A 19,807-nucleotide genomic window follows, 5' to 3' on the forward strand; every position below is an offset into this window, starting at 1 on the left:
AAAAGTCGCCCCGTGATTCCGTCTCGTTCGTTTCATTGCCTCGCTCCTCTCGTCTGCCACCTCTCGGTGGTGTGGGTGAAGCCAGGCTTCCACTTAACACACTGTCCGAATTTCCGGCGCCCCCTCTGCCAGAGCTCAGGGCAATCACTGCATTGCGATATCAGGGCGGTTAACGGGGAAACAAACTAATCCCTCGTTCATCAGCCTGGGGGAGTCCCGAGACTGGTCCCTTGCTGCATACAGGTCCGGATGCGAGTTTCCCACTCGGCCTGAATTTTGACATTCCGCCCGTGATTGGTCTCATCGTCATACTGCTTAGAGAGCGATTTCGCCCAGGTATCATAGGCCTCATAGAGCCGTGACACGTCCCGCTGCAACTCATCCGTCGTCCCCACCCGTAACGCACCCAACGCCTTGACCAAGTCACGCGCGACCAACCCGGTGATGTCGAAGTGCTCCTGCTCGTGAGCTAAAAGCGTATCGTTCTTTTGACTCACCACAACCCAGGAGTTATCGCGAACGACTTTGAGCCGGACTTCAAAATCCCCCAACCGGAAGCGGCCCTGCTCGCGCGCGACTCCCACTCGCTCCGGTTGCGCGGTCTGGGTCTCAATTTGCGCATCCTCGGTCTCGCCGGATGGACGGGTGGCTACATCCTTAAACTCATTCCAGGAAATCTGTCTAGGCCAACCGGTCAGTCGAGGCCCCGTGGTCGCGCCTTCATTCAGGCCGAGCGGACCGGGAGTTCCGAACCCGCCAATCGGGAGATGCGGATCAAAGGACCCGTGCAATGGCCTGGTATCTGACCCAATTGGTCCTGGTGTGCGTCCGCCGCCCATTGACGAACCTCCTATGCAATTGCGGAAGCCGGTGGCCGTGGGATTAAAGATCGGCTAGTCCGGTTGGCGAAGCCCGATAAGGACAAAGCCATGAGAATGTCGCGCCTGCAAAATACGACTCCATCTGCAGGTTACATTTCACAGGGAAACCTGCCGGAGACGATGTATTTAGCCTGTCCCCGGCCAGTGATTCGAGATCGGCAAGGGGATGAATTCGAGAAACTTGAGTGCGGATCTAAATAGCGAGCCGTCACGAACAATGCCCGGCACATAAAGTTGATAGATTTCATGAATGCTTTGCATGGGCGTCATGGTGGGAAGATCCCGCGAATCCTTGCCAGCACTCCGAACCTGCTTACCTCTGCCTTTCCAACAGCCCAGTGGTTGAATGACCTCAGCCCGTACGAATCCATTGACCTCGTTGTATTCATAGAGGATGGCTACAAAGAGCCGAGCCGCATAGCTCAAGGAATACCCGTGCTGTAGGGCGAATTGTTTGATCTTCATGAAATATTCATACTCCAGCCACCAGGGACCACTGGCGCCACTCTCGGGGCTACCGGCTGACGTATCGATGAATCGGTAGAGCACCTGGCCGAGGCGTAGTTCCTGTTGCCGAACCATGCTCATCCCTTCCAAAGCTTTGTGGTAGCCCTGGCTCATCACTTCTTGATTAGCCCACTTCGCTTGAGAAAAACTCACGCCTTTCTCCCCCCACCCACCTTTGCAGATTCAAACCCAGCAAGGACTAATCGTCGCAATGCGACAGTTGACCTACTTCTTTGTGGGAACAAAGCTTCGTTCCGGCATCGGCCTATTCCACAAGACTGTTGGAATTTCGGCGACATTCCCTGAAATCGTTTCCAATACATCGAGTGCAGCGTTTTGGGGACGATAGAAGGCTTTCAAATAAATTGTCTTATCCTGGGCGCCTATCTCCTCATAGACATACGGACTTTTCGAAAAATATGCCTTTCCGGTTTGCCCGATGGTAGTGACGCGTTGATGGTCGGCAAAGAGCTTCGCGACAGGCGCTGAGCCAGTTCCACTTAAACAGCCATAAATATATAGTTTTGCGGCCGAGGACCAAGGAAGACACGTGAGCTGGTTCATAAGAGAGGGTGTCAGCGTATGATTGTCCAGTCCCTGTGGAGTCAGCACGTCCTCGCGATAATGCAGTTCAGCCAAGGTTTTCGGCTTAAACGACGCCATATGAACACCTCGGGAGGTGTCATTGGTGCGCTTCGGAGGAGAGCTGTGAGCAAACAGCGCCCCTTGATCGTAAGTTTGTTTTGAATCACGTGCGACATTCGCCAGATGGCGAAATGCAGCGACTAATTCGTACACATAGGTGACGGAAACCATCTCGCACAACCCTTCGCGCGTACGTGCCCATGTTTCTGCCGCGCGACGAAACGCCTCGTCTTTGTCGGTCGCTATGTTCCTATAGTAAATCGCGAAATAGATTCCCATCTCGGAGCTCCAGGATTGCCGCACCCATTAAACATCGAAGCTCGCCACACTTTCGGAAAACATTGGCCCCTCAGTGTGATTCATTGATCGCAACTTGTTCAGTTCACCGCCGGACTGAGGCACCATATAGTCATATGTCTCTGTTCTCTCCAAGCACCACAATGCTGGCGGAAGCGGGGATGCTGGTGTTGGAGAGCGGCTTGCCGATCGTGTCTGATGCCAACCAGGCTCGTGGAACCATCACTGAGCCTATGATATGCCCGTGCGCCACCTTGACAATTCGTCACCTGTCACTTACCTTCTCCGATAAGCCCCACCTATCATGAGGAGAGCCGTATGACCACCGTCCGAGCCGCACAGGCCAAGTCCAAATTACGTCAGCTTATGGATCAAACCGCGCGCTCTCACGAACCCATCATCATTACCGATCAACGAACGAATGCCGTGCTGATGTCCGAAGATGATTGGCACGCTATTCAAGAAACAGTGTATCTTCTCTCCATACCTGGCATGCGGGAATCCATTCGGAAAGGTCTGAAAACGCCCGTTTCTAAATGCGCGAAGGACCTTCGCTGGTGAAATGGCAGCTGGTCTATACCAAGCAAGCCCAACGCGATGCCAAGAAGTTAACCGCCAGCGGACTCCGAAGTAAGGCGGAATCGCTCCTCGCCACAGTGACCGTCAATCCCTTCAAAAATCCACCTCCCTATGAGAAGCTGGTCGGCGATCTCCAAGGAGCCTATTCTCGCCGCATCAACATCCAACATCGACTCGTCTATCAAGTGATTGAAAAGGAGCACACAGTGAAAATCCTTCGAATGTGGACGCATTACGAATAGTGTCCCCTCAAACTTCCTTTCAAGTAAGACCGTGCACCGCTCCTAACAAGACCTGCCCCCCTATTTCAGCAGCGCCTGCTGCCGAACCCGTGAGCGCTGCGGTTGAAGCGCGAACAATGATTCCAAACCGGCACCCTTGGCCATGTCCGTCCCCGTCAATCTGGCACCCGATCTTCCCGGTATGGTATGCTCGGCGCGGTGGAATTCGAATGGGACCTCGAAAAAGAAGTCCAGAACATTCGGAAGCACAGAGTAAGTTTTACGGAGGCCGTCGAATCGTTCTTGGACCCTTACGGCGTTCAATTGACCGATATCAAACATTCGGTGCAGGAAAAGCGATTGTACTGGGTTGGACGCGTCTCCACGGGCCGCATTCTCACAACTCGGTGTACCAAGCGCGGTAATAAAATCCGTATCATCGGCTCCGCCGAATGGAGAAAGTTTCGGAGGTTTTACCATGAAACAACCCAATCTCAGCCACCTGAAGATTGACCAAGGTGCCACGAAAAAGATCCGCACTGCGCTCTCAAAGAAGAACCGGGTGACCATCACAGTCAATCTCGACACGGAAAGCCTCAAGGCGCTGCAGACACTATCGAAAAAAAGTGGAATCCCCTACCAGCGCCTCTTAAACACTGTGCTCACAAGCAACCTCACACAACAGGAATCGGTCCAGTCCCGTCTAGATCGACTCGAACAGGAACTCCGCAAAATCAAGCGCCGCTTCGCGGCCTAGCTCCTCATTCCCCTCTCAACCCTTGAGTCCTAATAGGGCCTGCTGGCGGAAGCCCGGGGCGCTAGTGTTGAAGAGTGGCTGGCCTGGTTGGCGCATGGCGAGTTCGATAGCTGCGGCGGTGCGTTGGCGCTGCTTGCCGGTTCGGAGGACTTGGTTGAGCGATTCAACTGTCATCGGCTGGCCACAGAGATAACGCGTCCCGTTCGTGAACTGGACCCGATGGGTGAACCACCACTTTTCGATCAACTGCGGATTGGGCCAAGGCAAGTCTTCGTCCGGATCCATGTCGACGTTTTCATCTTCTGGATTCTCCGTCGGCCCGGCTTCGAAACCCTCCGGCTTATCGGTATCCAAGTCGTCATAAGCAAGATCGATTCCGGTGATGTAGGTGAACGATTCACCTGCCACCCGAGCGATAGCAGCATTCTCCATCTGTTGAATGAGCCAGGAACTTTGTGCCGGATCGCCAATGACTCCGGCTGCCTGGACAGCGAGACGGAGTGTCTCTAGACGGCTCGCTAAGACCTTGAGCCATGCCTGCCCCTCTTCCACCGACATTCGTCGAAGCGCCATCGCACAGGCAATCTCACGCTTGGCATGCCCGCTTTCGGCAAGCCGCTGTAACACAGGAATCGCCGTCGGCTCCCCTAACAATGCCCCGGACCAAGCCGCCCAATAGCGGCAGTTGATGTCCTCAATGGACAGATTCGATTTGACCAAGGGAAGGAGATTCGCCTTGCCGAGTTCGCCCACGGCTTTGAGCGCACGCCCTCTCAGTGAGAGGTCTGCCGAGACAAGACTATCCTTCAGCGAAGGACCTGGATCCTGACGATGGACCGCATAGGCAGCGAGTCCGACCAGCCGTTGAAGAGGCGAGTCAGCCGCCAGCAATCGCTGCGCATGAGGGGCTGCTTGTTCGAACGGCATCCATCCGAGGGCAGAGATCGAGCCAATGCTCAACTCCGGGGTCTTCTGAACAGCTTCAAAGACGGCCTGGATACGCGGCTCGATGCCGGACTCGAACGCCATGACCGAGGCAGCAAAGACCTCACCGTTCTCCTCGTTGCCCAGCGCAGCCTTGCACAACTCCCACCCAGCCTCCCCTGCCACCCGCAATCCATCGAGATGCGCCTCGATACGGTCATCGAGCTTGGCTAGATCCTTCAACGCATAATGCGGCTGCCGGGTGGCGTTCACTCGGAGCAGCCATAGGAACGCCGCTCCCTCGGCATGTTGAGAGACGATGGACGAGATCACGCCGGAGAATTTCAAACTGCGCCCTCCCCATCAACTCTTAGCGAACCGAGCAGCCATACCCGAGCCTACCAAAATGACTTCAGACTCACTGCCTTGTGAAACAACTCCCCGCGCGCATTGTCGCGAATAAAGTCAGGCCTTGAGGCTCAGCCGAGCCCCTCGATCTGCGGCCTAACAGATTGCAAACGCGTTACTAGCGCCTGCGTCTCTTCCAGCCACTCCTCAGCGCCCGACTCGTCTTCGTCGTACACTTGGCGCATTTCCGAGTGCTCTGCATCGTGCATCACACGCTGTACCGCTACCAGTGCTTGATCGACGAGTCGCTTCACGACCAGCGGCTCTACGTCTTCTACGAGATCCACGAGGGGTAACACCTCGTCTGGCTTTAGGGTCGGATCCTCTGCATGTGCGCCAAGGATTTGAGCCAGTACCTCTGCAGCCACGATGGCGATGCCTCCTTCTGGAATCTCGATGTACCCGACATGCGCTGGATTCGCAACCTCCAACAAGGCCTCTTCTAAGAGATCAAGACTCGGGGCTTCGAGAAACTCGTTCAACCAGTCACTCGCATCATCGTTTTGGCTCGGTTTATGTCCCCAGATACTCATAACCGCACGCGATACTCGGAGTGATCGCCCTTAATTAATCGATCAACTAGGACATCTATGAACAAATCAGGCTCCGGACAAGCTGAGAATATATCAAGACCAATGAGATCTTCGATCTTGGCCGATTTCATCTTGCCTTTGTAATACAGCATTGGACTTGGAGTACCGAGATTGTCCTGTGGCAAGTTCCCCGCGGCCTGAGGGGGCGCCCAAGCAGACTCTTCGTTAGGAAAGGGGTCCTCTCCAACAATAGGCCATTCCCCCAAGATAACTGCGGAGTGCGTCGCGGACTGAAAGAACGTAATGTCATGCTTGATGATCTTCTCCAATGGCTCAATCTTCTTGGAAACAAGAGAGTACACACCAAAAAAGTTGTCGTTAAAAACTTTTGCAAACGCAAATCTTCCGTCGGGAAGCGGAATCGCCACAATGAGGCCAACCTTGCATTTGTATCTATTCTTCTTTGCCATAACTTGGCTCCTTATGCCCCGCAAGTCTTGCAACTACCGGGGGGATCTCCACACATTGCCTTTGCACATTTCTTATATGACCCGTCTCTGCTTCTCTTGTGTTTGGGGCTAAGGGCCCTAATCTGCGGCTTCCCTGCCCGTTTACTTGGTGGCTTTTCCAAGATCTTGTTCGCAGCTGGGAGATCATCCATATGAGCTTGCTCAGCCGCTCGAACGGCAGCATATCTTGTAGTTACGCAGATAACTGTCGGACGCCCTATATCCGTGCGATGGTGGCCGCGCCTCCGTTTGTTTGCGATCTGTGATGGGGTCATTGTACTTGGCCCCATGGAGCGCCCTATATAATAGCTTGGGGGCGTAGTCTTCGGTTTACTTTCTGCTCTATAGACAACATAGGTGTACCCCTTCTTCTTTTTATCGTTGGGATGCTTGCAAGCGTCCTCTATGGCTTTCGCTTGAGCAGCTGCATCTTGATGGGGCATCGGTGCTGCACCAGTGGCCATGGGACTCCCATGATTGTGTGTGGTCATGTCGAGGTGTCGGACGACATTCTTCCCCTCAAACTTCACATCCATCGACCAGCTGATGAAATAGACTTTCCCTTTGTTCGTACTCGAAATTATTCCCTTCTTTGCTGCACAGCCGGCTTCATCGCCCGTTGAGGTCTTAAAATACGACTCGTTCTTGAGCATGACCTCCTGCCCTGAAATCTTGACTGTTTTGCTTCCAGATGTGGTGTCTTTGCTAAAAGCCGTATTCGGATAGGGAATGGGCACACCAGGAGGAGTGGCGGGACTCTCAGGCGGAGTAAAACAGACATCAGGGAACTCACAAATCGATTTCCCATCTGCCTTTTTACAGGACACTTCTCGCCCATTGGCGAACACATTGTTCGACACAAGAACCTCTAACCTATTTCCAGGAGAGGATCATTGAAGCTCTGTTGCCGTCATCGTTCCCCAAATGCGCCAATATTACACTCCCCTTGCTGTACCCTTTTTCGCAAGCCGCCTTCACGACACCGATCATAATAAGGCCAATCGCGGCACCCACTTCGCCAATACACTCTGCTGGATGCCAGAGGTCAAACTCTTCTCGCTTCGTTCGATCTATGCGACTAAAGGCCAGACTCGCTTCTTTGAAGTAATATTGTTCGCCCGAAAGGTCGGTAACCTTAAATCCAAGAACACTTTCCCCGTGCCCCGCCTCTGCCAAAGACGCCTTAATCGCAGCCACCAATCCATTCGCCCGTAACGGTTCATCAGAGGACACATGGGCCTTTTCCACCCCGAAACCTAACCCACAACAAAACAACTGATTGTCCCTTTTAGCATTACCCGACTCCACCACCAACGCTGCACCCGCCTCACCCGGAATAAACCCATTCGAATTCGTACTAGTCTTCAAGCGATCATGCTCTTCATAATGTTCCAGCATTGGCCCAACCAGTAAACTATCCGTTGCCGCAATGAGTACATGGTGAACACCTAATTCCTGAATCATAAACCGCGCCCGTTCCAACGCTACGGCAACTCCCACATGTCCCCTAGCAATCACGCGAGTTTGTTTATGAAACTTCATTCCTAGCTCATTCTGTAAATCCCCTAAGAATTGAAAGTCGTCGCCAATGACACGGCCTTTTCGTTCATGCTCAGACAGACACAGCAATAAGGGAGTGCGCTCAGGATTAATCTGTTTTTTCACTTTTACGCATTCACGAATACTTAGCGCAGCCATCTTGAGTAATTTATCCCTGCTTCTCCAGGGTTGCTCTAACGGTACTGCACAGCCCATCAGCCATTCCCCGCTACTATCCATAAAACGAGTTTCCTGAACGTTGTCGATGGCACAACGGATGGCAGCACAGGATGCTGGTGCATTCAACCCAACCCCCGTCACCATACCAACTCCCGTGATCGCTAAAGGAAATCTGTTCATGCGTCTATCCAGACATTGTCCACGGATATAAGAAAGAATTAGAACAAATGTTCTCTGAACTACTATTCGTCTTCGGCGTCGTTATACCCTGCACTTCTGGCTGCCACCAGAGCACCCAGCGAAGGATAATAGGTCTTCCCCAATTCTCGAGCCCGATACCAGCCCCTCGGCATCACTCCGACCACCACCTGCACGACGTCAAACATGTTTCGTCTCAGCGGATAGGACTGCCGCCAGGTCAGCATGAGCTGCCGCTTGTCTGGCTCGATAATGAGCGTATCGATTGCACCCTGCGTTTCTTGCTTCTCGCCTTTTCTCGGGAAAAAGACGACCGGCATGTCAATCATCGGAATGGCGAATCGTGTTGTGCCTTCCGGCGTGAGATTCGTGAGTGTCACCGGTTCTCCCCCACGCAGATAGGGAAGCTGTTGATCTATCGGTGCCGCCTGATAGTAGGCCTCTTGGAAATCTGGCGGCAGGAAGGGAAACGTATTGTCGATCCAGTTCTGATCATAGGTGCCGGCGAGTTTGTACCGTGGGTCCCAATTGCGTCCCACCGGCCCAAAGGCCATCGGGCGATAGGCTCCGCCAGGCTTCTTCACTGGACGGCCTTCTTCTTCGGTATTCGGCAGCGGCATGCCCTTGACCAGCTTCGAGCTTAGACGATGATGGAACCCGCGCCCAACAGGATTGGCAAGAACAAATTTGTGCTTCTCAGGCTTCTCATGCGACGTATCAGTCCCCCCGAATGCGTTTCCATACGAAATCGGCATGACGGTAAAGGGCTCCGGCTTCGTGGCTGAAACGCCGAACAAGCCCTTCTTCCAAACCCTATTTCCCACCACCGCAAAGGACTTGCGCCAATTCCCTATCTGCAGCGAGACCAACACACGCTTTGTTGGCCGACCACCAGGGGCATAGGCACTCCCGTTCAAGAGGATGTCACACTTAGGTTTTCTTGGAGGAAATTCGCTCTCGTAAATCGGTGCAGAAAACCCAGGGTCTCCGGCGAAGGTGTCGGCCATGACGAGGGGAACTTGTTCGTCAGCGAGGACCGGTTCCTGACTGCCCTTTTCTGGAAGCCGGAATGTCCCCTTCACCACGATCACCAGAGACTCTCGCCCATCTGGCCCCATCCCCATGGTATACCCGGCCTGCATCTTAGTGGCGTTGAGCAGTTCCATGGCGATAGGCCCTAGTTAATTTGGACCGACCCGCCTTTGACACGGTTGACTCCGGAAGACCGACTGAGCAGGTAGGCGCCGCGGATCAACACTTTTCCTGCCCGTGTGAGCGTGATGCTCGCCTTGCCGCACTTCAAGACGATTTCTTTCTTGCCTTCGATCACAACCTGTTCGCCGTCCACCTTCGCTTCGATCGGAGCAGCCTGAATCTCCGGAGCCTGCTTTTGCTCCCAGAGGAGACCGACGATAAAAGGTACCCGTGTCTCGCCTGATTCAAATGCGACAAGGACTTCTCGTCCAACGTCTGCTTGGGTGACCGGCACAGTGGATCGTGTCACCATCGGCTCCAACATGGACAGGTGAGGCACCACAATATAGATGCGTCCCGTTGCCTGGTCGAACTCGGAAATCACCCCTCGCATGAGTCCAGTTGGGGAGAGGCCTTGGTTAAGTCGAGATTCCTTTGCCTCAAGAGATCTGGAAGCCAATAGTTCAAACACATCCTCCGTTCTCGCTTGTTCCATCTCCCGCTCCCTCCTAGTTCTGCAGGATCTTTTGGCCCTTCATGACGATGTCGCCGGAGGCCGTCACTGAAATCTTCTTGCCCTCAATCACGATGTCGCCATTCTTCTTCATCTGGATTCTGGCACTCCCCGTCTGAATCGTGATTTCATCTCCCGCATCAAGCAGCATTTTCTTGCCGGCCTTGATGGTGACGTCTTTGCCCGCAGTCTCGGACATGTTGTCCCCAGCACTAGCCGAAAAGTTCTTTCCGGCGCTCATCGAAATATCTTTCCCCGCCTTCTCCGAGATATTGCTCGCTGCATCGACAGACTTGTTGGCTCCCACATTCTCGCTGCTGTTGCCACCGACGTTGACGGATTTGACTGCCCCGATCTCTTCCGCCTTGGCTGCGCCGATGGTCTCGTTCATGGCCGCGCCGACCGTCACCTGATAGGCGCCCCCGATGGACAAGGCACGAGCCAATGCAATGGTATGGGCCGAGGCCATCCCAATGGTAATGGCTTCGGCACCGCTGATCGTTTCGGTATGGTTGCCTCCCACGGTCATCGTCTTGTTCGCACCAATCGCCTCCGTGTGGTTCGTGCCAACCTGGATGGTCTTATTGGAGCCGATGGTTTCGCTTTGATCCACACCGACTGTCTTCGTGCGGTTGTTGCCAACGCTCAATGTTTCGTCATGACCAACTGTCTGGTTCTTATCGTTCTCGATGGCAATGGTCCAATCCTTCTGCCCATGTAGATAGATCTCTTCGCCACCCTTTTTATCTTCAAAGCGCAGTTCATTGGAACCACCGCCGCCTTTGGAACTGTTCGACTTAATCGTGCTTTTGGTCTGTTCGCCCGGCAGCGGATAGGGCGGCATTTGCTCCGCGTTGTAGACTCGTCCCGTGATGATCGGCCGGTCGGGATCGCCTTCGATAAATTCCACGATGACTTCCTGGCCGATACGCGGAAGGAACATGGTCCCCCATTGCTTGCCTGCCCAGTTCTGGGACACGCGAGTCCAGCAGGAGCTGTTCTCGTCGTACTTCCCTTCCCGATCCCAGTGGAATTGGACTTTCACTCGTCCGTAGTTATCCGTCCAGATCTCCTCGCCCGCCTTTCCCACGACGACCGCCGTTTGCACTCCCTGGATAATCGGCTTGGGTGTGGCCTGCGGCGGTCGGAAAGGGACCTTGTGGGGAATGCAGGTGAAGGAATTGGTATAGGCCGATTCGTCTTTGCCCACCGTGGTGGTCGTATAGGTACTACCAACCGTGGCGACATGGTGAACATTGGTTAACAGGTAGGCCCGATTCATGTCTTTGCGCACATAGTCTTTCAAGTCGAAGCGATAGCCGGACGTAAACGCCCGGCAGGAGCTGGTGCCGCTCACCACGAAGTACTGCGTCTCCTCCTCTTCCATACGGAGCTTGGCGATCGTATCCCCTTCTTTTTTCTTCGTGTATTCTCCGGGGTAGTCATAGATCTCGAATTTGCTGTTCCCCCCTACTTCGATCGTCGTTTTCATTTCCGCATCGAGGCTGGTGCTCGGAGTCTCGAAATTATAGTCGGTGACGGCGTACTTGCCCGGCCGGAGCGTCTGTTCCCATTGCCAACTCGTAATGACATCTTCCGCCAGCGCACCGCTGCCCTGCGCTTCCCATTTGGCTTCCTTCTGCTCGGGGCAGGACTGGTGCGCTGACGGGTCGTTGGCAATGACCAATGTGTGTTTACCCTTTTCGTGCTCAAAGAAATACAACAGGCCGTACTGTTCCATCAGACGCGACACGAAATTGAAATCGGTTTCGCGATACTGGACACAGTAGTCGCGCGGTTCGAAGCTGCCTTGCAACTGCAGCTTATAATCCGTGAACCCTAGGTCTTTAAAAATTTGCTCGATGATATCCGGAATGGTTTTCTTCTGAAAGATTCGACAGTCCGAGGTCCGCGTGAGGAACCAGAGCCAGGGCACCATGGTCGCCCGATAGTTGGCCAGCCCCCGGTCACTCCCGGTCTGCATGAAGCGGCTGATGAACCCGTTGAAGTATCGCTTCTTGTCCGAGCCGAGGGTGACCCGGAGCGTGACACGCTTGCCGATGATATCCTCGAACTTGATATCGGGATCGTGCGAGAGCAGGTCCAGATCGAAATTCGAGAGACGCGAGATGCCCTCCTGCCCGGAAAACCCTCTGAGGAGCAGGATGTCCTTCCCAAGCGGTGTCTCGATTCCAATCAGCCTGGTCTCTTGCGTGTGCGGCATACCTTCAGCCCCTCACTTTGCAGGATGCGGAAAAAGTCCGCCAGCGGCGTTCTCGCATCGCTCAGCGGCTCACCGTACGGCACGAGTACGCTTCACCCCTAAGACACTGCCGGCTCACCGTCTCGCCGGCGTCCACAGACGTGGCACTCATTCTTCTTCGCGCCGTGGACCTCGCTGCGGCCTTGCTGGACGGCCTTTTTGCGCATCCTGCACGCTCTTCTGATCCCAGCAGGCCACATGCGTTGCCCACGGCACGCTGCGCAACAATCGAATTTTTCCGCAATCTGCAAGTTCATCCGCGATGCGTACACCTTGGATATTCTAATTCTATGGCTGAGCAACGTTCGTGCCTCGTCAGAGTCGCGTCCTGCACCGCTTCTCAGACTCCTTTTCCCGACAAATCGGCGCTTCCCCTCAGTTGCTATTTTCACCCGTCCATCGCCGTCGTATCCAAACAGATAAGACCTGATACCCCATTGGATAGTCCAACGACTCTTCAATGGTGCTGGGGCCAGCGGGTCCACATCATTCGCTCCGGCGGCACGAAGGTAAACTTATCGAACGCCATTCCACTGATGAGAATCTGGGAGGCTCCGCCTGGATACGTACGATGTGCCGTCTGATCCCCTTGCCCGCGATACCGCTTACCGGTCGAGAGATCGAAGGCCATCGGACCGGCCACGCCGAAATAGACCGGCACATCTTCCAAGGCAATCAAGGTCGCTCGCCAAGCCGCGCTGTTCCAGATGGACGCCGGCTTGTTTCCCGCCGTCTGATATTCAGGACCGGGATTCCGCCACAGGTCAGTATTCTTGACCGCCGCAGACCTGCCATTCATGCGCATGGCTGCTTCCCGCTTGGCTTTTTCCCGTTGGGCTGTTTCCTGTTCCGTTTCCATGGTCCAGAATGTCGCGTCGAGCAACGCGCACTTTTCCAACGCCTCGTCCGTGAAATGAAACAGGTCCTCTGTAACGTTGACCCATTGGCCTCGGCTCCATCTCGCTTGGGTCTCCTCGGACCCATAGCGATACACGCGACTGCCTTTTGGCAGCCATCCGACCTGGCAGTGCCGGTCTCGAAACGTGTCCGTTGCCTCGCCACTCAACGGAAGAAGCGGGACATCGGCGCGCAGAGCTTTACGTATGACCATACTGAACCTCGGCAACATCTATCCACGGAGCATTGACCGAACAGCACAACTCCACTCGCAGGCTTCACGCCACCTCGTAGCGGAAGTTCCCGCCAGACTCGACCGAGATATGGACCTTGTTGACCAATTCCCCTGCGGCCATCCGCGAAAGAAATTCCGTCGAAAGTTCCGGCAACAACGTGCGCGTCAGAATGTGATCCACGTTCCGCGCGCCGCTCTCCACTTCGGTGCAGCGGTCTGCAATCGCCGTGATCAGGGCTTCATCGTAGGACATCACCGCACGATGGTTCTCCTTGATGCGACTGCGGACCCGGCTGAGCTGCAATTCGATGATGCGCCGCATGATATCGGGAGAAATCGGATAATATGGCACCACAATGAGTCGTCCCAGAAAGGCCGGCTTGAAGTATTTCAAGAGATCCGGTCGAATGGCATCGGCTAACGCCTCTGGATCAGGCCTGGTCTCCGGATCGGCGCAGAGCTTCATAAACGTATCCGTCCCGGCGTTGGAGGTCATGATGATGACGGTGTTCTTGAAATCGATATCCCGCCCCTCGCCGTCTTTCATCATGCCCTTGTCAAATACCTGATAGAAAATGTCCTGCACACCGGGATGGGCTTTTTCCATCTCATCCAACAGGATCACGCTGTACGGTTTTCGGCGTACCGCTTCCGTCAAGACCCCTCCCTCGCCATAACCCACGTAGCCAGGAGGCGACCCCATCAACAGCGAGACCTTGTGCTCTTCCTTGAACTCAGACATATTCAGAGTCGTGATGTTTTGGTCGCTGCCGAACAGCAACTCGGCGAGGGCCAGCCCCGTTTCGGTCTTTCCCACTCCGCTTGGTCCGACAAACATGAACACTCCGATCGGACGGCGAGGATCTTCCAGTTTGGCACGCGCCGTTCGCAGGCGTTGGCTCAGCGCATCCAGGGCATGAGATTGTCCGACCACGCGTTTTTCTAAATGCTCCTTGAGCGTCAACACGGTATTAATCTCATCTTTGACCATACGTCCGATGGGAATGCCGGTCCAGGCCGAAATCACCTGGGCGATGGCCTGCCCGTCCACACAGGGCTGGAGGAGCGGGATCTCTCCCTGGAGTACGGTCAGTTCTTTATTCAGCCTCGCCAAGTCCGTTTGCAGCGTCTCGATTTCCTGAGCGGTCAGCTTGGCGGGCAGCATTTCAATCGCCTTGGCGGGCGGCGTTTCGGTTGCCTTGTCAGGAGCCTTCTCGGTTGGCTTGTCCAGCGTTTTTGGTGGCACGGCATGCTGTTCCAACTTTTTCCGGATCCCTGCGATCTCTCCGACCAGCTTCTTTTCCTGCTCCCACCTGGTCCGGAGCTCGGCCAGACGCTGTTCTTCTGCGGCTTTCTCTCTGCTCAATTCGGCCAGGCGTTCCTGATGGCTTCCACCCGTGATGGCCTCCCGCTCCAGAATGTCGACCTCGGTATTAATGAGTGAGATTCGCCGGCGCGCGTCTTCCAGCGCCGGTGGCTCCGCAACCTGTCCCAGGGCCACACGGGCGCAGGCGGTGTCCAGCACGCTGACCGCTTTGTCCGGCAGTTGTCGGCCGGAAATATACCGATGAGAGAGCCTGACCGCAGCCTCGATCGCCTCATCCAACAACCGCACTTTGTGATGTTCTTCCAGTGTCCCGGCTAATCCTCGCATCATGTTGATCGCGACGGATTCGGTCGGCTCTTCCACCTTCACCACCTGAAACCGTCTGGTGAGCGCCGGATCTTTCTCGAAATATTTCTTGTATTCGGCCCAGGTCGTGGCAGCAATCGTCCGCAGCTCTCCCCGGGCCAACGCCGGCTTGAGAATGTTGGCGGCATCGCCCTGACCCGCTGCTCCACCCGCCCCGATCAAGGTGTGCGCCTCATCGATAAAGGTAATAATGGGTTTCGGTGAGGCTTTGACTTCGTTGATGACCGACTTGAGCCGATTTTCGAATTCTCCCTTGACTCCCGCTCCGGCCTGGAGCAACGCAAGGTCGAGCACCCGCAGGGTGACGTTTTGTAACGGCGGGGGGACATCGCCCGTGACGATTCTGAGCGCCAATCCTTCCACGACGGCGGTCTTTCCCACTCCGGCCTCCCCGGTCAGAATGGGATTGTTCTGCCGTCGGCGCGTCAAGATATCCACGACCTGCCTGATCTCGGCATCCCGCCCCAGCACCGGATCGATCTGCCCTTGTTTGGCCCTCGCTGTCAGATCGATGGTGAATTGATCAAGGGCCGGGGTCCTGGAAGCATGAGGAGCCCCCTGTGTCGTCGGCTGCTCGCTCCCTCCCGTCTGGACCTCTTCCAGATCCTCTGCAGAACCAGAGACGATCTCCCCTAGCCGGCGGTGTAGATCTTCGGCCGAGATCTTCTGCGTTTCGGGCGAGAGCTCGCGCATCATGCGGGCAAAATCGGCTTCGACGAGCAAGGCCAGCATCAGATGGCCGGATCGCACACGATTGACTCCGTACTCAATGGAGGCCAATGACCAGGCTTCATTGATGAGGCGCGGAACTTGAGGCGCCAAGGTCGGCGTCCTGGCGTTGCCCGTCTTGAACTGGTCGAGCGATCGCGTGAGGTCCCTAGCCAACCGCGAATGATCGATTCCATAGTGATGGCAAATCTTGTGGATATCCGTATTCGACATCTCAAGCAATTTGCTGAGAAGATGCTCGATGTCCACGTCATAATGGGTCCGGCTCAGACACAGCCCTGCCGCGCCCTCCAGTGCGCGACGACAGGTGTCATCGAGCTTGCCGATGAGTCCCTTCAAATTGATATTCATGCGTATCCTCTCAGCGATGGGTCATTACGCCGTCGCAGCCTGTGTCGTCATCGTGGAACCGGAGAACCTGACTTCGTCCGCGTGACGCTCAAACTGTTTGGTCTTCAACCACGTCGTCCAGCCCAGTCTCGGGGCATAGCTCTCTGTCGACTCGAGTCTTGTAGCCGGCACTTCGTCGGCGCGCAACAGGAGCTGCACGTCGAAATCCAGCTCCGGCCCGGCAAATAACTTCGTCAGCTGCACAAGCGTCGGATAGGCCCGGCCGGAGGGCAACAATCTGTTGAACTGTTCAAATTCCAACGGGCCCAGCTCCACCTTAAACCCTGCCTGCTGATCCCAGATCTTGGTTCCGGCCAGCGCGGAATGACCCAGAAGATTGTTGCTGCCCGTCACCCCAATCGTGGTCCAATCTGCTTCCTCCAAATTCAGCCAGGCTCCGACGAATTGTTTCACGCGCACCGGCACCTCAAAATAGTCTTTCAGGCAACGCTCCAAGGATTCAGCGGACCGCGGACGTTGTCCCAGCAGGCCGACATAGCGCAGAACCGATCGATCGTCGATGGTTAATCGATCCCGCAGCCCGCTCGTGCCGAGTCCGGCGAAGGCGAACAGACAACGGGCAAAGCGATCTTCTTTGCCTTTTAACAGCCACTGTTCAAACCCCACCGCGCAATGATGTTTTTCCCAGGCTCGAAAAAACAGCGAGATCATCCGATGGTTGAACGTGTCGAAGAAATCACGCAGCGTCTGGTCCTTGGCCTGTAGCCGCTCCAACATCAGTTCTGTGTAATAGAGAGGGAGAACTCCTTGAGGACCGGTCAGCCCCATGAACGCCACGGTCATTTCAGCCGGTCGTCGCTCATCGTGATCCTGGCGTACCTGAGCAATGGCGCTAGGAGGAAAGGCGAGGGATTGATGAGCACGGAAGCGAACGACTTCCTTCGAGGGGCTTGCGCTGTCGCCGACCACCTGCCGCTCAGGATAGATGCGAGCAAGCAGCCGGACCGCCTGAAAAAAATCAAAGCGGAAGCCTTGCTCAAGAAGTTCCTGTTTTAGATGAGAATCTGCTCCCCTGCTCTGGGCGGCCATTGTTTCAGCGGCCTTTCTCGCTGTTCCGTACGGGCGACGAACTGGGTGAACGAATTGAGCGACGCATAGAGCGCAAAAAACTTCTCCAGCACGCTCGCGAAGAGATAGACGCTACTCCCCACATACTTGTTCTCGTCGAACTCAAGGGTGACTTCCATTCCGCGACAGAAACCGCTCCACCCCAGCGACGTCGGCCGACGCGTCACCCGGCGGGAGGAGACTTTCGTAATTCCATCGATTTGTTGGTGAACCACGCTGGAATCAGAAAAGTCGTACAGCCGCAGGATTTCTTGTAAGGCATGGGGACCTCCCTCGGTCAACGAGAGGTAATTCAACGAGAGATGGGAAATGAATCTCCATTGCAGATCGCCTCCCAGCGGCGGCTGGATCGGCTGCGTTGGTTTCACCAGCGCTCGTATGCGCGCAACCGGCGCAGCCTTCTCCAGCTCAAAATCACCTCGGGGATCGTCCATTGGCAGCCGACCGGTGAGCCCCCTATTGGTGCAGGTCGTAGACAGCATGAGCGTATCGCCGGCGGGCACCGTGGGATTCAAGGCCAGATCCACGAGAGAGACATACACCTCGGTGCCGGCATCGCCCTTTCGATCTGACGGCCTGCGGGTGTGATACCAGAACGCGCTCTGGTCGCGATCTGTGCGCGTATGTTTCAACGAATAGATCGGTTGCACCGGCCTCACGGTTTGCGTCTCCCCGGACATGAGAGACACGGCATCAATGGAATAAATTTCGCTCGCCAGCGGTCGCCTCACCTCGGGGATGACTCGGTATTCGTGCTGTGTCTGGTCCAGTCGAATCGGTTCAGCCGTGTGCGAGAACAAATTCACCACCGGCGCACAGCCGAGTCGAAACGTCTCCACCGTCGGCATGTAATCCGACCGCGGCGACTGATCCAGGATGATCTCGATTTCCAGCTTATTCCCTACCCCTGCCTTGACCGCTCGCTGCAATCCACTCAGTTCCACGAACAGAAATTTCTGCGGGAAGGTAAAGTATTCGTGCAAGAGTCTATAGCCCAGCAAGGCCTGCGGAGGATATGGCAGCAACCCTTCGTCCTTCTCGAATCCAACCGAACGCAAGCAACCCGGCGGGAGCACGACCGGTTTCTCGCCCGGCTTCGCCCCAACCGCCCGGCAACGGACCTCATACGTGTGATTCAAGAGCAACTCATACAGGGCGTAGGCCAGCGGAGCCTCCCCGTTCAGATAGAAACGGAGTGCATCGACCTGCAGATCTTTGAACGTGTGACCGCCCAGCGAATGGAGTTCCAATTTGAGGGCCGTTCCCGGCTTTCCTCCAGGTAGGGCACGGTCAGCCGGCTGCACTTTGACGGAAGCCAGCGTGATCGGCCAAAGGGTCGTGGCATAGCATGTCCGGAATCGACATTGGGTGCCATCGATGGGGCGGGAATATAACTGCGTGCCTGCCGGCATGACATACCCACTCGTCAGTTTTCCCTGCTCCGGATCCAGAACGAATTCGACGACCGACATAGAGGGGATGGGAGCCAGGTAATGTGGATACAGCATCCCGAGCAGCGCATCGGTAATCTGAGGGAACTCCTCGTCGATCTTGAGATGGACCCTCGCGGCGAGGAATGCGAAAGCCTGGATCAGGCGCTCAACGTGCGGATCTTCGCATTTGTTGGGTTCAAGAAGGAGCCGGCCCGCTACCTTGGGATAGGCCTGAGCGAACTCTTGGCCCAATTGCCGGATAGCCGAGAGTTCCCGCTCATAGTATTCCAGCAATGTCTCCTGCACTAGACTTCTCCTCGCACGCTGTAAGACGACGTCCCTAGCTGCAGGGCTGCATCGAAGGTGACCGGTTCCGGCGCCGGATCCAGACGCAGCAGCGCATCGATACGGAAATGAAGCGCTGCATCGAACTTGCGCGGCGGTTCCAGCGTCACCTGCACGGATTTCAGCCGAGGCTCGAACTTGGTCAAGGCCTCCTCGACGGACCGGCGGATCAACTTTCGGTGTTCAGGGTTCAACAGGCTGTAGCTGGTGAAATCCGGCAAGCCGAACATCAAGAGCGAATTATTGACTTCTTTGTACTCAGAGGGTGCGCCGTCCAGGAGTTCACGCCTGGTATTCAGCAAGGCCTCAATATCCCGGGAAATCGATTTCTTCAGCTCGCGGATGTTCGTTGAGGAGGGGACAGGCTTCCGCATCTTGTATAGTTCGCCGGGGAAGATCTCATCCAGCAACCTACGATTCAGCAGCGCCACATGAGATGTTTTCCGGCTCTCTTCCATGAGACGCACCGTATCCTGGGAAAGTTTGACTCCTTCGAATCTCTTTCGCTCGTACAGCAGGGGTCCTCTGATAATGCGATTGAGCCCCTCGGTCAGGGCAAGCAGGAGGTCATTGGCCACAGCCCCTTCCCGATCCACGACCTCTCGCTCCTCCTGACCAAGCTGGTCCCGCAAGAACCGCGTCACAGAGTCCTGAGGATTCCGCAATTTCGCCGTCAGCTTCGAGGCATCCTTGAGATCCAGCGTGTCCAGATAGGGATCGCCTGCCCGAGGATCGTCATCGAGGAGACGGTCGAGAATTGAAGCAGTTAAACCCATTTCGCTCTGTGGCTTGCTCACTGACGATACCCAACCCATCGTCCCCGAAGTGTTTGCGTTCTTGGGATCAA

20 protein-coding genes are annotated in these 19,807 nt (G+C 55.5%); 4 read left to right on the plus strand and 16 right to left on the minus strand.

Annotated features, from left to right (window positions below):
• Nucleotides 1-200: 200 nt before the first annotated feature.
• The 3 genes from GDA65_17910 to GDA65_17920 form a co-directional block, all read right to left on the minus strand.
• Nucleotides 201-839, minus strand: a complete 639-nt coding sequence (locus tag GDA65_17910) for a DUF922 domain-containing protein (GenBank protein ID MBA5864560.1) — start codon at nucleotides 837-839, stop codon at nucleotides 201-203.
• Nucleotides 840-1,007: 168 nt separating this feature from the next.
• Nucleotides 1,008-1,541, minus strand: coding sequence for a hypothetical protein (locus GDA65_17915; protein MBA5864561.1), 534 nt, complete (start codon nucleotides 1,539-1,541; stop codon nucleotides 1,008-1,010).
• 72 nt (nucleotides 1,542-1,613) lie between these two features.
• A complete protein-coding gene (locus tag GDA65_17920; GenBank protein MBA5864562.1) occupies nucleotides 1,614-2,312 on the minus strand; it encodes a hypothetical protein in 699 nt (232 codons plus the stop codon).
• A gap of 336 nt (nucleotides 2,313-2,648) precedes the next feature.
• Between GDA65_17920 and GDA65_17925 the strand changes: the two genes are divergently transcribed.
• From GDA65_17925 to GDA65_17940, 4 genes are all read left to right on the plus strand, one after another.
• Nucleotides 2,649-2,891: a type II toxin-antitoxin system prevent-host-death family antitoxin gene (locus tag GDA65_17925; GenBank protein ID MBA5864563.1), complete on the plus strand. Its 243-nt coding sequence runs from the start codon at nucleotides 2,649-2,651 to the stop codon at nucleotides 2,889-2,891.
• Complete coding sequence (locus GDA65_17930; GenBank protein ID MBA5864564.1) at nucleotides 2,888-3,151, plus strand: Txe/YoeB family addiction module toxin; 264 nt, start codon at nucleotides 2,888-2,890, stop codon at nucleotides 3,149-3,151. Before GDA65_17925 ends, GDA65_17930 begins: the two co-directional genes overlap by 4 nt.
• A gap of 186 nt (nucleotides 3,152-3,337) precedes the next feature.
• Nucleotides 3,338-3,643 carry a BrnT family toxin gene (locus GDA65_17935; protein MBA5864565.1) on the plus strand — a complete coding sequence of 102 codons (306 nt, stop codon included), beginning with the start codon at nucleotides 3,338-3,340 and terminating at the stop codon, nucleotides 3,641-3,643.
• A 49-nt stretch (nucleotides 3,644-3,692) separates the two neighbouring features.
• Entirely contained in the window at nucleotides 3,693-3,887 is a 195-nt protein-coding gene (locus GDA65_17940) for a hypothetical protein (protein MBA5864566.1), read from the plus strand.
• A gap of 15 nt (nucleotides 3,888-3,902) precedes the next feature.
• On the opposite strand, the gene GDA65_17945 is transcribed toward GDA65_17940, so the two are convergent.
• From GDA65_17945 to tssE, 13 genes are all read right to left on the minus strand, one after another.
• Nucleotides 3,903-5,159: a TIGR02270 family protein gene (locus GDA65_17945; protein MBA5864567.1), complete on the minus strand. Its 1,257-nt coding sequence runs from the start codon at nucleotides 5,157-5,159 to the stop codon at nucleotides 3,903-3,905.
• Between the two features lie 131 nt (nucleotides 5,160-5,290).
• Nucleotides 5,291-5,752: a DUF4259 domain-containing protein gene (locus GDA65_17950; protein MBA5864568.1), complete on the minus strand. Its 462-nt coding sequence runs from the start codon at nucleotides 5,750-5,752 to the stop codon at nucleotides 5,291-5,293.
• Complete coding sequence (locus GDA65_17955) at nucleotides 5,749-6,222, minus strand: hypothetical protein (GenBank protein MBA5864569.1); 474 nt, start codon at nucleotides 6,220-6,222, stop codon at nucleotides 5,749-5,751. The genes GDA65_17950 and GDA65_17955 overlap by 4 nt, the downstream gene beginning before the upstream one ends.
• A gap of 11 nt (nucleotides 6,223-6,233) precedes the next feature.
• A complete protein-coding gene (locus tag GDA65_17960) occupies nucleotides 6,234-7,121 on the minus strand; it encodes a DUF4150 domain-containing protein (protein ID MBA5864570.1) in 888 nt (295 codons plus the stop codon).
• A 13-nt stretch (nucleotides 7,122-7,134) separates the two neighbouring features.
• The gene (locus GDA65_17965) at nucleotides 7,135-8,160 is read right to left on the minus strand and encodes a hypothetical protein (GenBank protein MBA5864571.1); all 1,026 of its coding nucleotides are present in this window, start codon (nucleotides 8,158-8,160) and stop codon (nucleotides 7,135-7,137) included.
• 62 nt (nucleotides 8,161-8,222) lie between these two features.
• A complete protein-coding gene (locus tag GDA65_17970; protein MBA5864572.1) occupies nucleotides 8,223-9,344 on the minus strand; it encodes a DUF2169 domain-containing protein in 1,122 nt (373 codons plus the stop codon).
• Between the two features lie 11 nt (nucleotides 9,345-9,355).
• A complete protein-coding gene (locus GDA65_17975) occupies nucleotides 9,356-9,868 on the minus strand; it encodes a hypothetical protein (protein MBA5864573.1) in 513 nt (170 codons plus the stop codon).
• A 13-nt stretch (nucleotides 9,869-9,881) separates the two neighbouring features.
• Nucleotides 9,882-12,110 carry a type VI secretion system tip protein VgrG gene (gene tssI / locus GDA65_17980; GenBank protein MBA5864574.1) on the minus strand — a complete coding sequence of 743 codons (2,229 nt, stop codon included), beginning with the start codon at nucleotides 12,108-12,110 and terminating at the stop codon, nucleotides 9,882-9,884.
• Nucleotides 12,111-12,606: 496 nt separating this feature from the next.
• The gene (locus GDA65_17985; GenBank protein ID MBA5864575.1) at nucleotides 12,607-13,260 is read right to left on the minus strand and encodes a hypothetical protein; all 654 of its coding nucleotides are present in this window, start codon (nucleotides 13,258-13,260) and stop codon (nucleotides 12,607-12,609) included.
• Between the two features lie 64 nt (nucleotides 13,261-13,324).
• Nucleotides 13,325-16,054 carry a type VI secretion system ATPase TssH gene (gene tssH, locus GDA65_17990; protein ID MBA5864576.1) on the minus strand — a complete coding sequence of 910 codons (2,730 nt, stop codon included), beginning with the start codon at nucleotides 16,052-16,054 and terminating at the stop codon, nucleotides 13,325-13,327.
• Between the two features lie 24 nt (nucleotides 16,055-16,078).
• A complete protein-coding gene (tssG, locus tag GDA65_17995; protein MBA5864577.1) occupies nucleotides 16,079-17,143 on the minus strand; it encodes a type VI secretion system baseplate subunit TssG in 1,065 nt (354 codons plus the stop codon).
• Nucleotides 17,107-18,921, minus strand: coding sequence for a type VI secretion system baseplate subunit TssF (tssF, locus tag GDA65_18000; protein MBA5864578.1), 1,815 nt, complete (start codon nucleotides 18,919-18,921; stop codon nucleotides 17,107-17,109). Before tssF ends, tssG begins: the two co-directional genes overlap by 37 nt.
• Nucleotides 18,921-19,775 (minus strand): type VI secretion system baseplate subunit TssE, encoded by an 855-nt coding sequence (tssE, locus tag GDA65_18005; protein ID MBA5864579.1) that lies wholly within the window; start codon nucleotides 19,773-19,775, stop codon nucleotides 18,921-18,923. The genes tssF and tssE overlap by 1 nt, the downstream gene beginning before the upstream one ends.
• Nucleotides 19,776-19,807: the final 32 nt, after the last annotated feature.

The sequence above is a fragment of the Nitrospira sp. CR1.1 genome (genome assembly GCA_014055465.1).
In the GTDB taxonomy this organism is placed as follows: Bacteria; Nitrospirota; Nitrospiria; order Nitrospirales; family Nitrospiraceae; genus Nitrospira_A.